General features: G+C 44.2%; 12 protein-coding genes. 8 read left to right on the forward strand and 4 right to left on the reverse strand.

Annotated features, from left to right (window positions below; all coding sequences use genetic code 11):
* Window positions 1-90 precede the first annotated feature (90 nt).
* The 4 genes from tyrR to AC3CKG_RS06270 all read left to right on the forward strand — a co-directional run bounded on the left by tyrR (window position 91) and on the right by AC3CKG_RS06270 (window position 3,319).
* Window positions 91-1,635: a transcriptional regulator TyrR gene (tyrR, locus tag AC3CKG_RS06255; RefSeq protein ID WP_017108195.1), complete on the forward strand. Its 1,545-nt coding sequence runs from the start codon at window positions 91-93 to the stop codon at window positions 1,633-1,635.
* Between the two features lie 18 nt (window positions 1,636-1,653).
* The gene (rimJ, locus tag AC3CKG_RS06260) at window positions 1,654-2,241 is read left to right on the forward strand and encodes a ribosomal protein S5-alanine N-acetyltransferase (RefSeq protein WP_065103735.1); all 588 of its coding nucleotides are present in this window, start codon (window positions 1,654-1,656) and stop codon (window positions 2,239-2,241) included.
* A 152-nt stretch (window positions 2,242-2,393) separates the two neighbouring features.
* Window positions 2,394-2,867: a DUF2947 domain-containing protein gene (locus AC3CKG_RS06265; RefSeq protein WP_029223379.1), complete on the forward strand. Its 474-nt coding sequence runs from the start codon at window positions 2,394-2,396 to the stop codon at window positions 2,865-2,867.
* A 236-nt stretch (window positions 2,868-3,103) separates the two neighbouring features.
* On the forward strand, window positions 3,104-3,319 hold the full coding sequence (locus AC3CKG_RS06270; RefSeq protein ID WP_017108192.1) for a hypothetical protein: 216 nt from the start codon (window positions 3,104-3,106) through the stop codon (window positions 3,317-3,319).
* 172 nt (window positions 3,320-3,491) lie between these two features.
* Here the strand turns inward: AC3CKG_RS06270 and AC3CKG_RS06275 are convergent, their stop codons facing one another.
* The 3 genes from AC3CKG_RS06275 to AC3CKG_RS06285 form a co-directional block, all read right to left on the reverse strand.
* Window positions 3,492-6,332, reverse strand: a complete 2,841-nt coding sequence (locus tag AC3CKG_RS06275) for an Hsp70 family protein (protein ID WP_488529005.1) — start codon at window positions 6,330-6,332, stop codon at window positions 3,492-3,494.
* 138 nt (window positions 6,333-6,470) lie between these two features.
* A complete protein-coding gene (locus tag AC3CKG_RS06280) occupies window positions 6,471-8,399 on the reverse strand; it encodes an Hsp70 family protein (protein ID WP_372251197.1) in 1,929 nt (642 codons plus the stop codon).
* A complete protein-coding gene (locus AC3CKG_RS06285; RefSeq protein WP_017108190.1) occupies window positions 8,399-9,031 on the reverse strand; it encodes a DUF2760 domain-containing protein in 633 nt (210 codons plus the stop codon). The genes AC3CKG_RS06280 and AC3CKG_RS06285 overlap by 1 nt, the downstream gene beginning before the upstream one ends.
* 348 nt (window positions 9,032-9,379) lie before the next feature.
* Between AC3CKG_RS06285 and AC3CKG_RS06290 the strand changes: the two genes are divergently transcribed.
* Both AC3CKG_RS06290 and AC3CKG_RS06295 read left to right on the forward strand, forming a co-directional pair.
* A complete protein-coding gene (locus AC3CKG_RS06290; protein ID WP_488529007.1) occupies window positions 9,380-10,918 on the forward strand; it encodes a sensor domain-containing diguanylate cyclase in 1,539 nt (512 codons plus the stop codon).
* A gap of 87 nt (window positions 10,919-11,005) precedes the next feature.
* Window positions 11,006-11,536: a 3'-5' exonuclease gene (locus AC3CKG_RS06295; RefSeq protein WP_017109700.1), complete on the forward strand. Its 531-nt coding sequence runs from the start codon at window positions 11,006-11,008 to the stop codon at window positions 11,534-11,536.
* 215 nt (window positions 11,537-11,751) lie between these two features.
* On the opposite strand, the gene AC3CKG_RS06300 is transcribed toward AC3CKG_RS06295, so the two are convergent.
* The gene (locus AC3CKG_RS06300) at window positions 11,752-12,282 is read right to left on the reverse strand and encodes a cytochrome b/b6 domain-containing protein (protein ID WP_017109701.1); all 531 of its coding nucleotides are present in this window, start codon (window positions 12,280-12,282) and stop codon (window positions 11,752-11,754) included.
* A 194-nt stretch (window positions 12,283-12,476) separates the two neighbouring features.
* Here AC3CKG_RS06300 and AC3CKG_RS06305 point away from each other — a divergent pair, with 194 nt between their 5' ends.
* Together AC3CKG_RS06305 and AC3CKG_RS06310 are read left to right on the forward strand one after the other, a co-directional pair.
* Window positions 12,477-12,833 carry an antibiotic biosynthesis monooxygenase family protein gene (locus tag AC3CKG_RS06305; RefSeq protein WP_029223381.1) on the forward strand — a complete coding sequence of 119 codons (357 nt, stop codon included), beginning with the start codon at window positions 12,477-12,479 and terminating at the stop codon, window positions 12,831-12,833.
* Between the two features lie 16 nt (window positions 12,834-12,849).
* Entirely contained in the window at window positions 12,850-13,530 is a 681-nt protein-coding gene (locus tag AC3CKG_RS06310) for a hypothetical protein (RefSeq protein ID WP_102525697.1), read from the forward strand.
* Window positions 13,531-13,545: the final 15 nt, after the last annotated feature.

Raw genomic sequence — 13,545 nt, forward strand, 5'->3', positions numbered from 1 at the left:
TAAACATATGTTTACTCTTCTTCTTGACTGAACTCAGAGCTTAATCCACACTACTGTCAACTTATCCTGACACCTATAATAGGACTATTTGTGCGTCTTGAAGTATTGTGTGAAGACAGACTCGGCTTAACGCGTGAGTTGCTCGATATCTTGGCCTCAAAAAGCATTGATTTAAGAGGAATCGAAATTGATGTTAAAGGCATTATTTACCTAAACTGCCCTGATATTAATTTTGATGCTTTTAGTGAACTTATGGCTGAAATTCGCCGAATTTCAGGTGTGAAGGATGTACGTAAAATCCAATTTATGCCGAGCGAAAGGCATAATACCGAGCTGATTGCTCTGTTGGCTAACCTGCCAGACCCCGTGATTGCGATTGACCTTAAAGGCTCAGTCGACATGGCGAACCACGCTGCATTGAACCTATTCGGCAAGCAAGAAGACGAAGTCATCGGTGAGCCGCTAGCGACGTTTGTGCCTAGCTTTAACTTTGCTCGCTGGATCGAAGGTGATGTAACGCGCCATCGTGAAGTCGTGGTGTTAGAAGGTTTGGACTTCTCTATCGAGATACTACCGATTTATCTTGGCGGCGACGTTAACGAAGCGGTACTGGCGAGCGCAGTAATGACGATTCGTTCTTGTAATCAAGAGATGAACTCGCCAGATTCAATCCCTGAACAGAACAACCTAGGTTTTGAACACTTTGTTGGTGTCTCTAATCGCCATAAAGCCTTGATCAGCCAAGCTAAGAAATTGGCTATGCTGGATCAGCCTCTACTTATTGAAGGGGACACAGGTACGGGCAAAGAGATGTTGGCTAAAGCGTGTCATAACCGTTCGAACCGAGCGTCTTTCCCATTCTTGATTCTAAGCTGTGCATCAATGCCTGATGACGTGGCTGAAACTGAGCTGTTTGGTCATGCTCCGGGTTCATTCAATCATGAACAAGGTCATAAAGGCATTTTCGAACAAGCGAATGGCGGCACAGTATTTTTAGATGAGATCGGCGAAATGAGCCCGCATCTTCAAATCAAACTGTTGCGTTTCCTACAAGATGGTTCATTCCGACGCGTGGGCGAAGAAGAAGAGATGCACGCCGATGTACGTATTATCGCGTCAACACGTCATCGTCTTTCTGAATTAGCCGACTCAGGTTCATTCCGTGAAGATCTGTTCTACCGTTTAAACGTTTTGACTCTGTCTATTCCGGCACTGCGTGAACGCTCAAACGACGTAGCGCCTTTGTTGGAACTCTTTGTCGCAAAATACGCACAGCAATTGGGCATGTTAAAGCCAAAGCTGACGGTAGAACTTATCGATCAGTTAGGGAACTACCAATGGCCGGGCAACATCCGTCAACTTGATAACATGGTGCTGCGTGCCTTGACTGAGCTGGATTCAGACACGTTAACCGTTGAGCAGTTCCACTTGCCTCAACTAGAAACTATGACGGCAGGAATGGCGAACTTAAGCTTAGACGGTTCACTCGATGAAATCATGAAAGACTACGAGTCGCAGATTCTAGAGAAGCTGTATCAGTCGTTCCCATCGAGCCGTAAGTTAGCAAAACGTCTGAATGTTTCTCACACCTCAATTGCGAACAAACTTCGCGATTACGGTATCAGAAAGAACTGATCGAATAAGAACATGATTATGGAAGATTTGAGCACACCAGAACGCATTTATAAGCGCGATGGAAACCTGATTCTACGTACCGCTGAGATAGACGATGCGAACATGATCAGTGATTACTTTCAAACTAACCGAGAGTACCTTAAGCCTTGGGAACCAATTCGTGAAGATGCGTTTTTTGATAGAACGGGTTGGGCGCAGCGCCTGATTAAGCTAAACGAACTTCATAAAATGGGGCTAGGTTATTACTGTTTGCTTGTTAATGATGACACTAACGAAATGTTGGGCACCATTTCATTCAGTAATCTGTCTCGATTCCCTTTCTATGCGTGTAACGTGGGCTATTCGCTTGCTGAAAGTGCACAAGGCCACGGTTACATGCGCAGAGGCTTAAGCATGGCAAAGGACTATATGTTTGATGTTCAGAACATGCATCGTTTGATGGCGGGTTATATGCCTCATAATGAGCGTAGCGCTGGTGTGTTAGAACATTTAGGTTTTGTTCGTGAAGGCTTTGCCAAAGATTATTTGCAGATCAACGGTAAATGGGAAGACCATATACTGACTGCGCTAGTTAACCCAAACTGGGAAGATAGGCGCGCTGTTTAGATACCAAGAGTCATTACGTGTAAGTATCAATTAAACGTAAATACAGATTTAGAGGCAGTGACGAACATAGATAAAATGAAACCGTCACTGTATCAAAAAGAGCATATAGGCATGGTAATCCATAAGCCTAAGAAGAAATTTGAGGAATTTTGATGTCATATACAACTTTGGACGAATACCAAAGAAAATGGATTTTTACTCACCAGTCGATGCCATTACCGGCAGAGGACTTGGAAAAGATTAAACCAATGACACAGGCAAGGGCGTCTCAGTTTTGGAAAGAGAACGTAAGCCCTCAAAGCCCGGACGCTGAAAGACTAAGTTCGCAAGACTGGCCGAGCAAGGCATCCAACTGGAACGAAGAGATCAGCTGGATGGCAAATTGGGAAGCCGATGAGCCTGAAATGCCAGAAGAGATCCTTAACTTTATTGATTGGCAAGATGACGTAACTGTTTATTTTTGTTATGAAAAATATAACATTCTCGAAACTAAGTGGTCAGTTTTTAAGAAACACTGGAAGAACTTTTTGTTCTACGATGATGGCCCAATTTTGCTAGGTCGCCGTCGTTCAGAAGCACTTTGGTTTGCAACAAACGGCACCGTTAAAATTGGTAACCGAGCTTAAGCTTTAGAACGTATGTATAGCTGTAGAAAAGCGAGCCTAGTGCTCGCTTTTTTGTACCTAAAGATCGTCGAAGATCATTGGTAAATACACGTTATTTGAAGTCGATTTCTGATGAGGGTTTTCGTTAGCTCAGAGTTGGTAATTTTCGAAATTGAGATCGCTATCTCATTGGCTTAGTTGAAGTTTTGTGGGTTTGGGTTATCTTTATAGTACTGCCTTAGTGGAGGTGAAGTATTATGATTTGGGATACTCTCGAACGTGTAAATAAACTTCGCAAGGAAGCAATGGAGGATCCGGATTTTCTGGATTCGGCAAAAATGCATGAGCAATGGCTTTTAAGCGAAACTCATAATCAATCTAAGAATGGAGAGAAAGAGAAGAAACCGAAAAAGTTATCAGACATCTATGAAAACACCGAATTTCCTATTAACCCAACCGGAACGAAACATTAATAATGATTAACTGCAACACGGCTAAGGCTCTTAACCAAAAAGCTATAAGTCGATTAAACATACCAGCCTTAAGCCACCAATAAAAAAGCCACTTTCAACGAACCGAAAGTGGCTTTTTCTTTTCTCGTTAGCTTCTTTACTCATTAACAACGAAAGCTAATTGTTTTGAATGCTAGCTATTGATCAGGCTTAAGCCGCTTGGCAGTGCATCACCAAACACACGCTTAGACTCGCTCTCAGAAAGCTCAGTGACTTCACTTACTAGCGTTAGCCAAGACTCTGGCACCTTGCTTTGCTTTAATTTTTCAAGAACCTGAGCACGGTAGTCATCAGAGATATCGAACTGTCGGTCACCCGTCTTACGACAAATCATCACAGCCGCGAAGGCAATCATTTGCTCTTTCTGCCAATTCTGGTCAAGCAGCTTTGGTAACCACTGTTCTGCTTGCTCTCTTGGAATGACGCTGTGTTGGCTTCCGTACAAAGGTGTGCGAGACGCTAAGCGACCCAGAGCCCACCAGTGAGCTTGTTCGAACTGATTATGGTTAATCGCTTTGCTTAAGAACCAAGTCGCTAATAGAACCTTGTCTTCCACTTCAAGTTGCTCAAGTGATGCTGCCAATCTCACCATGGCTTCATAACCATTGTCTTGTGCATCTTTAGCCGTTTTAGGGTTCTTCATTGCACCTGGGTGAAGGTACTTCGCGATATCAGCCAAGATGGTTTCTTGCTGCTCTTGATTCAGGCCACCCGCAACACGGCGCCAGAATACCCACCAATCTGTCCAACCTTGATGGTTCTGGAATTGGATGTTTTGTTGGTATAGCCCCCAAATTTGTTCAATACGCCATGAGTCGGTTGGATCACCAAAGCCAGGTCGCATAGAGTAACCCGCTAAACGGAGCCAGTTTTTCTCGTGTGCTTCAGAGCGACGACGTCGTTTTCGACCTAATGAGAACGAATCAAACAGGTGACGGAGAGTAGTAAAGTCCCACTCTTCGCGCTTACCAAGTCGTTTCTCAAGATCTTTGGCAAGCGTTTTGATCTCTTTAGACTCAGCACTTTTCTTGTTGCCGCTGTACAGACGAGAAATCAACTCCTTACACTCATCCAATCTTGGATGAAGTTTAGAGTTGTCGGATTCTTCGCCTTGCTTGTTTCTGACTTCGAACTCAAGCAACCAACGATTGGTGTCATCTTCCGTACTCACACACTCCATTTTCAATGTGCCGACTTCGGTTAATTGACAAGCGAGCAATACTTCAACGCGCTCCTTTTGGTTAGCTTGAAGCTCTGCAGTACCAGACCCTTCCAGCGTAGAAATATAAGGTGGAAGAGGGGAAAACAAGTCAGCATCGACATTGACCATCACACCATTTTGAATGGCGGTGTCATGAGCAATTTGATCGTGCGTTGAAGTCAGTAGATTGAAACGTACCGGCTCACCCAAAGTCAGTGAGAAACGACGGCTGTTCAAACGTATTTCTTGGCCTTCTTCAGTCCCTTTGGCAAGCAGACAAAGCGCTTTACCCATTTTGTTCTTTTCTTGTAGATGTAAGAAGTAAGAGCGAGCCGCACCGCCACCGATTTTCAGTTGTGCACCACGACGTGCTTTACCAAAAGCTACTGCACCAAGGGCTACAGACCAATCTGGATGAGGGTTATCGAGCACTGTAATCGGAGAACCGTTCCAATTGCCCAGTAGCTGAGTAATTCGCTCTGTTACCAGCTCACTGTTGAACACACCACCGTTGAGTAGTACACCAACAGGAATCGCCGGTTTTGTGTCATCAAATTCGATTGTGCCAGATTTCTCTAGTGCCGCTTTTGATACTTGCTGGTGTGTCGCTAGGAATTCGGCAACGTGCTTACTTACCGCAGGATCTGCTGCGTAGGGTAGGCCGAACTCAACCACCGCGCTGCGGCGTTTGTCTGGCACTTCAGCAAACTCAGAAAGTGGGAAGAAACCTTCCAGAGCAATCTGATGAACTTCTTGCTTGGTTAAACCAATACTCTTCGTACCGCCAAGCAGTTTTGAACCGCTGCCCAGCATGGTGATCTTCACATCGTCTGGCGCATTAGCGGAAAGCAGGCTCTCTTTTGCGGCGCGAGTTTGTTGAATCAGTTTGGTTAGGCTAGACGCATTCAACTTTTTGTTTTGATTAAAGCGTTGCTCTGCAAGGTGAGCAAGGGCTAAATCGAGGTTATCACCCCCTAGCATCAAGTGCTCACCAACGCCGATACGGTCGAGTGCGAGTTCTTGGTCATCGCCATTGCTTGAGTTGAAGCTAGCTTCGATCAAACTTAAATCGGTAGTACCGCCACCAACATCACACACTAGAATCAGCGGGATCTGTTGAAGTTCATCTGCAGCGGTTTGTTGGTGACGGGCATACCAGTCATAACAAACGGCTTGCGGCTCTTCGAGTAACAGAATCTTACCTAAGCCCGCCAGTTCTGCCGCTTCGAGTGTCAGCTTACGTGCTGTCTCATCGAATGAAGCGGGAACAGTTACCACAACGTCTTGGTCTTCAAGCTTGTTGCTTGGGTTACGGTAGTTCCATGCTTGACGGATGTGGTTCAGGTAGCTTGCGCTTGCGACAACAGGAGACACCTTATCGACGTCAGTTGCGCCTGCCCAAGGCAGAATGTCGGAGTTACGATCAACCGCTTGGTGAGATAACCAGCTCTTAGCACTGGATACTTGGCGGCCTTCAACTTTTGCGCCCAGTTCGCGAGCCCACTCACCAACGATGACGTTTTGAATATCACCTTCAACCAAGCTCGGTTCCCAAGGCATAGTGAGATCGGAAGGAGAGATCTGACCTTGTGCGGGATGATAACGAAATGATGGAAGTAGCGGCTTGCGAACCACTTCACCGGGGCCGATGAGTTGGTCAATATCGAAAAGAGAAACGGGAGCATGTTGTAGGTCGTCGTTGATTTCACAGTAGGCAACCACAGTGTTGGTTGTGCCTAAGTCAATGCCGACTAAAAAACGAGGAGATGCCATACAAAACCTTATTCTGCCAAAGTGATGACCAGTTAATGGATAGTCTTGGTCTTATTATTGTCTTTGGAATGTTTTTAATACAGGGCTAGGGAATCGCATTGATAAAGTAACGGCACCCGTTAAGGTGCCGTTGATTCATTATGCTTGTTCGTTTGAGTCGCTATTCGTATCTTCACGAACGTCGAACTCAACGTGCCATTTCTGACCATTGTCAGTGGCAATCGCTTCTAGGTATAACGTGCCTAATTCAGTAACACGAGACGCTAAAGTCACCGGAACCACTTCACCTTCGCGACGACCTTCAGAAACAGGCAGTGTCACTTGGATTTCAGGAAGCTCATCTAGATCTTCTGGAGCCCAGTGATCAAGGTGCGTACCCGCTTCATCTTCACGACGTGTTGTTGAACCGAAGAATTGGAAGTGAACAGGCTGGCCAATCACTAGACCAAACTCTTGGCTAGGAACTTGAACGCTTGAGCCTTCTTCCATACCAAATGGTGCAACACACAGAGCTTCCATCGGAGGAGCCATACCTGGGATTGCTGGCATCGCGCTCTCAATTCCTACGTAGTAAGAAGAAGCGATACCACCGCGGATGCGAACGCCTTGGCCACGACGAACTGCGCCGTAGTAAGAAGCGCCACTCGCAACCGCTAGGTCTAAGTCTAAGCCTGAAAGCTGTTTAGCGAATTCTGCGTCTGCATTAATTAGCCATTCATTGATCGTGTCTGAAAGACGATCAGCAAGTAGGTTAGATTTTAGAACACCACCATTGAACAGTACCGCTGTTGGTTTGATGAAGTCTGCTGCTGGCGCTTCTGACCCTTGCGCTTCTGTACCGGGCATACCTGGCATGTTTGCAAATGGGTTGAAATCTTGCTGAGCCGTTTCGCTGTTTCCTGAAAGCGCGTTCGCTTGCTTAGAAAGGAATGCGGCAATGTGACGAGTAATACCTGCGTCTTGAGCGTAAGGCAGACCCATTTGAGTCAGTGCACCACGAGTTTTCTGTACCGGGTGATCCGTTACAGCGACTTGTGGGAAGAAGCCGTCAACCAATGTTTGTTGTACTTCTTGCTGAGTCAGTTCTGTTTTCAGTGTTGCGCCAAGTAGCTTAGAGCCACGGCTTGGAACAACGATCGGCACAGATTGAAGCTCAGCATCATTAAGCAATGCTTCTTTCGCATCACGACACGCATGAGTCATCGCTTGAACCTGCCAAGGAGCCAGTTCTTTGCCTTCTTGAGCCAGTTTCATTTTCAGACGGTAAGCTAACGCTAAGTCCATGTTGTCGCCGCCAAGTAGGATGTGTTCACCTACTGCGATACGGTTCAGACTTAGGTTGCCTTCATCTTGTGTTACTTCAACCAACGAAAGGTCAGTCGTGCCACCACCGATATCAACAACAAGAACGATGTCGCCAACGTTCACTTCATCACGCCATGTATCGTTGCTGTTATCAATCCAGCTGTAAAGAGCCGCTTGTGGTTCCTCAAGAAGCGTCAGGTGAGTGAAACCAACATTACGTGCAGCTTCAGCCGTTAGGTCACGAGCCGCAGGATCAAACGAAGCTGGAACGGTGATCGTTACATCTTGGTCTGCCAGTTTGTGTTCTGGGTTAGCGTGGTTCCAAGCATCTTTTAGGTGCTCAAGGTACAACTCAGTTGTCTTAAGCGGAGATACTTTTTCAACTTCTTCAGGGCTACCTGCAGGAAGGAACGCATCACGACGGTTCACACCACCGTGGCATAGCCAAGATTTAGCACTTGCGACCAAGCGGATAGGGGTTTTAGAACCAAGGTTACGCGCAATAGCACCAACCAATGCTTTAGGCTCAGAAGACCAAGGTAGAACGCGAGAACCCGCATTCATTTCATGTTCGTGTGGCTGGTATAGGAACGAGCCAAGTTGGCTGCGAGTTTCTACTGTACCAGGTGCCGTTAGCTGAGGGATTTGCATCACCTCTACACGAGCATCTTCATTGGTTGTGTCGATGTAAGACAAAACGCAGTGTGTGGTACCTAAATCGATACCAACACTGAACTTAGGCGCCTGATTTTGGTGTTCCATTATAGCTCCACCTCTGCCGGTGCAATCACAGATGCATCGTAATTCTCAGCAAGCTTAGGCAGGTTCATGTCAGTTGCTTTCCAACCTTTGTGAACTAATGTGCCATTGAACGGTGCATTGCCCGTTACGTTGCCTGTTAGGCGAATTTCTTGTGGGTTGAAGCCTTCAACAACCGTGATGCGCGTTTCTTCATCTTCTGTGCGGATGTGAGAAAGCGTTACGTAGTCTGCTAGTACTTTTTTACCGCCAGTGTGAATAACACGTGCTGCTGCACCAACTTCTTCATCAGAGAACGAAGTCAGGTCTTCTTTTAGGAAATCGATTAAACGCGCTTCTTGTTGCATGATAGACAGAAGTTGCATTGCAGAATCTGTCGGTGCTGTTGCTAGCTTAGATTCAACTTCAACGACTTTCTCGATCACTTTTTCAACTTCAACAACTTTCTCTACTTCGACAATTTTTTCAACTTGCTTTTCAACTTCAACGATCTTTTCTACTGGTTTTTCTACGACTTTCTCAACCACTTTGGTTTTACGAGAAACGGCAATTAACAGTAGTAAAACGCTTGATGCAGTTAAGCCTGCGTGAAGCATATCAAACGTCTGTGGGATTAGGTTCAAATCAACGATCATAGTGATTTCTCTTTAAAATTGATTTAACGGTATATTCATCGGTTTAAAGGAATATACAGGTTGGAAAGAAACTCATCGGCGCAAGTCCGAAACGGTCACTTTCAAGCTATAAATATGGGTGGATACTAGCATATTCAAGGCTTAAGAGTGGTATTTAATGTTTTCGATTAAGTGGGTTTTTGGCGTGTTAGCTTGAAATTTAGCCGAGATTTGTCTGAATATTGGTCTCTGATGTAAGCGAGAGGTAAACTATGCCCGTTTTATGTCAGTTTTAAGACTAAACAGAAATGGAGCACGATTCTCTTCCGTTATATACTTTCAACTCATTAGAGCCTATTTGGAACCTATATGCCTCACACCACCGACCCATTAACAGGGTTGAAGAGACGAACTCTCCCATTGGTCGTATTTGCGGTCAGTTTTTTGATTACTGTGTTGTGTTTTATCTTAGTCGCGCTGAACCAAAATCGCGCACTGAATATGAATTTGAATAGTTTTGCTAATCATCAGACCCTGAGCTTGGAAGCATTTATCGGCAATGATGTGGCTTACATAGGTTCAGGCGCTAATTTTTTCTATTCCAATGATCCCGATAACTGGGATAAATTCGACCGTTTTGCTCAGCAAACCATTAACGATTCAAAGAGTCTAATCGGTTTGCAGTGGATGCAAAAAGTGTCAGTAGATGAGATTGCTGAACACACGGCTAAAATGGAAGAAAAGTACCCATTCTATAAGTTATTCACCATCCCGAAGCATGAAGCAAAAACCTATGGCTACATCTTAGATGGCGAGCCAGCTTTTATCGCCAGCGATATCTTTCCCAATACCCCAGCGAACGATAGAGTCCTCGGTTTTTACTCTTCTCGCGAGCGATTTAAGCTTGTCTTAGAAAACATTAAACAGACACGCGAAGCGAATATTTCAGACAAGGTTCGCTTGATACAAGATGGCTTAGAACAAGAGACACCAAAGAGTGGCATGTTGGTTTATCACCCTGTGTTTGAAGGCGAAAGCGACAATTTACTCGGTGTTGTGATTGGCGTAGTTCGCACCACGTATTACTTTGAAAATCTGCTGGCGTCAGCGGTGGGCGATATGGATGTTTATGTTCGTGTTACCGATACTGGATTCGAAGCGGAAGATTCACCAATCTTGTTCGAAACTGATGGCTATGACGCGGTATCTGGGCACCACATAACCAAGACAATCGCACTGACCAACCGTGACTGGAAGGTTGAGTACAAGATAGATTCATGCATCTCTTTTTATGGCTATTTGGTGTTAACAGGCATCGCATTGGTTGGTACAACCATCTCATTGTTGTTGGCGTATATCGTTAACATGCAAATCAGAGAGAAAGAGCGTTTGTATCGAATGCTGAATAAGCGGACTGAAGAACTTCGCTTCTTAGCTGATCACGACAGCCTGACGGAAATTTATAACCGACGCGCTTTCAATAAGAAGCTAGACAAAGCCATTGAGCGAAACCAGCCCTTTAGTCTCGTTGGGTTTGATATCGACAAGTTTAAAGGCATTAACGACCAGTTCGGTCACCCAGCGGGTGATGCTTTGCTTATTCATGTCATCAAGTTGATCTCGGTGAACCTGAAAGAAGGGGACGATCTGTTCCGCTTAGGTGGTGATGAGTTTTGCATTATTTCTAGCATCTCAAACCATGAAGCTCTGAATCGTTACTTAGAGTGTATTATCAACACCGTAAGTCACTCTCATTGTGAACAAAAAGGTCGACAGTTAAGTTGTACCTTGAGTATCGGTGCAGCTATTCGAGACAGTGAGGACTCTGAAGAGATCATGCAAAAAGCGGACAGCATGCTCTACCAAAGTAAGTCAAATGGCCGAAATAGAGTCACAATTGCAGGCTAAATGAGCACTTGGTGCAACTGGGGTCGAGTTCTTTATTGGGCTCATGTACAATTTCAAAAAACTTTTGATGAAAAAATTGGGCGACGTATGAATCACAATCGAGTGGTATGTTTCGATTTAGAAATGTGCTGTTGGAGCAAAGATGGTGTAGGAACAACAGGAGAGATCATTGAAGTGGGTCTTGCTGAGATCGATCTTGTATCTGGAACCATCGTGAAGCGCGCGCAATATTACGTTAAGCCTGAAAAAGACGAAGTCTCTCTGTTTTGTGCGGAGCTAACAGGTATAACACCTCGCAAGATAGAAAAGCAGGGTCGCCCTTTAGAATCGGTGATTAAATCGATGATTAAGAACTTCGGTGGCCCAAAGAAAATCTATGCCGCCTGGGGACGTGATGACCTTATCTTACATAAAGAATGTATAGAGAAAGGCATCGAACCGCCGTTTAGCGAGTTCTTGAATATCGCCACACTTTATCGCGTTCAAAACCGCCTTAAAGAGAAACGCATCGGACATCGCGCCGCTCAAGAAGCTAAGAACATTGAGTGGGAAGGTCGTCAGCACTCGGGTTATGTCGATGCTTACAACCTCGCGAAACTGACATTGACGATGCTTTAGCCTTTAAAAGCGTTCGGTCTCTGAAAAGAACAACAGACAACAAAAAGCCACCTTCTAAGTCTCTATATGATCTGAGTATCTGTATGAAAAACTAGGTGGCTTTTTTGTTATTCAAGGAAAGATGACAAGTAAATCAAACTTTCGATTCTAGTTATCCAATCTAAATTGTTATTCAGCCTGTTTCCTTATTTAACCTAGTACCTAATTCAACCTAATTACTTACCAAGCATGTTTTTTAACTTATCACCCTTATCGAAAAAGTGATGCTTTATCGCGCCTAGCACATGTAACGTTACCAACGACATGAACACTTTAATTGCAGTCGCATGAATAAAAAACAATAGGCTAACCATCTCTCTTTTTGTTGCCCCTTCACTAAATACCCATGAGTAAACACTGAATATCGGTGTATCAATTAATGCGATACTTAAACCCGATACCGCAATAAAGGTCAGTGTTACCGCCTGAATAAGTTGAACTACTCTAGGGATGGTAAATCGACGTTCACCTCTTTTCGGTTTAGCGAGCATTCTTGCAATCAGTATGTTGATCAACACCAAAACAACAGACCCAGAAATCTGATGTATTAATATTGTTGGGTATTTATCTGGGAAGGGGAGTAATCGGCTTGATATAAACCCAAGCGTTAAGGTCATCATAACAGCACACAACATTGCCCAGTGCAGTGAATCGACTTTGTTATTCTCGTGTTTGTTTATTCTATTTTGTATTATTTCTTGGCTCATACGATATTCCATTATTAGTGTTATTCGATTTATTATATTTATCTGGCGTGTGTTATGAATATGCTCACCGAATGTTTAATATTAATAATAACGTATCGATTTAATTAATATTAAATCGTTCGTACTGCTCTTGATGGCGGTTTTATCTCTGTTAGCGTGGTCGAATCTAACCCACGGAGAACGAAATGAAGAACATCAAGAGTTTGATTAAACGAGCCATTGCGTTGAGTTTGTTGAGTGTGAGCCCCTTAGTTTTAGCCCAGCCCGTTGTACTTATTAACACCTTCTCAGTTGAAACTAGTAAAGAAACTGAAACGTTAGCGTATTGGGAAAGCGCTAGGGACGTACTCATTGAACAACCAGGATACATCTCTACCACGCTGCACCGCTCACTAAGCGCTGATGCCACCTACCTGTATGTGAACGTTGCCAATTGGGAAAGCCAGAAGCATTTTATCGACGCTATCTCTGTGATGAGAAAACAACTGCCTGCACTCGATATTAAGGGTGTGACTGCCGATCCTAATCTTTACGAAGTTATTCGCCACTAATTGAGAGTTTGTTTAAATGAAATATGTACCACGATTGTTTTTAGTTCTTTTTAGCTTTTTGTTCTCTGTCAGCAGTTATTCTGCGGCTTATGGCGTTTCCGTTGCATGGAAAACACAAGACGCCCAAGCGGTATTCGATGCCATGCCTACTCAGAAAAAGGCGTTTGCTAATCTGATTGATGCAGGGCTAATTCACGATATGTTTATCTCTGAAAGCTTTATTGGCGATCAAGCATTTCCAATCATTAAATTTGTAATGGAAGCAGATAGCGAAGAAGAAGTTCGACGTGTTATTGGTAATCTTCCTCTTCAATTTAAAGAGTTAGCAGAAATAACAGAGGTGAGGGACATCGGGAGTAAGTGGTTAGATACTGAAGTTGCGTTTAAAAATTATGCGATTGAGTTATCTTGGAAAGAGCCGGAAGACCAATTAATTGCAGACAAAGTAATCAGCGTTGATTTGCAAAAAGTGGTGGACTGGAGTTCTCAAGGCGTTATTACTTCGGCCTATTTAAAAAACCAAGCGATTGCAGAAGCTCAAGCTAATCAAATGGCGATGATCAGACCTATCTATTCGATTGCTGTATTAGCACGAGATGAACAACATGCACTTGAAATTGCTAATGAACTTAATGCCGTTAAATTAGGGTTTGCTAGTGTCAATATCAGCGAACTTGGTTTTAAACTCGCGTTATGATTTTGAAATAAAATA

The sequence above is a fragment of the Vibrio sp. QJM3NY_15 genome (assembly GCF_057785995.1).

Coding starts and splice junctions, on each gene's coding strand:
- AC3CKG_RS06300 (WP_017109701.1), bottom strand. CDS start 12,282: ATGAGCCAAGAAATAATACAAAATAGAATAAACAAACACGAGAATAAC.
- AC3CKG_RS06310 (WP_102525697.1), top strand. CDS start 12,850: ATGAAATATGTACCACGATTGTTTTTAGTTCTTTTTAGCTTTTTGTTC.
- AC3CKG_RS06275 (WP_488529005.1), bottom strand. CDS start 6,332: ATGGCATCTCCTCGTTTTTTAGTCGGCATTGACTTAGGCACAACCAAC.
- AC3CKG_RS06270 (WP_017108192.1), top strand. CDS start 3,104: ATGATTTGGGATACTCTCGAACGTGTAAATAAACTTCGCAAGGAAGCA.
- AC3CKG_RS06265 (WP_029223379.1), top strand. CDS start 2,394: ATGTCATATACAACTTTGGACGAATACCAAAGAAAATGGATTTTTACT.
- AC3CKG_RS06285 (WP_017108190.1), bottom strand. CDS start 9,031: ATGATCGTTGATTTGAACCTAATCCCACAGACGTTTGATATGCTTCAC.
- AC3CKG_RS06280 (WP_372251197.1), bottom strand. CDS start 8,399: ATGGAACACCAAAATCAGGCGCCTAAGTTCAGTGTTGGTATCGATTTA.
- AC3CKG_RS06290 (WP_488529007.1), top strand. CDS start 9,380: ATGCCTCACACCACCGACCCATTAACAGGGTTGAAGAGACGAACTCTC.
- AC3CKG_RS06295 (WP_017109700.1), top strand. CDS start 11,006: ATGAATCACAATCGAGTGGTATGTTTCGATTTAGAAATGTGCTGTTGG.
- rimJ (WP_065103735.1), top strand. CDS start 1,654: ATGGAAGATTTGAGCACACCAGAACGCATTTATAAGCGCGATGGAAAC.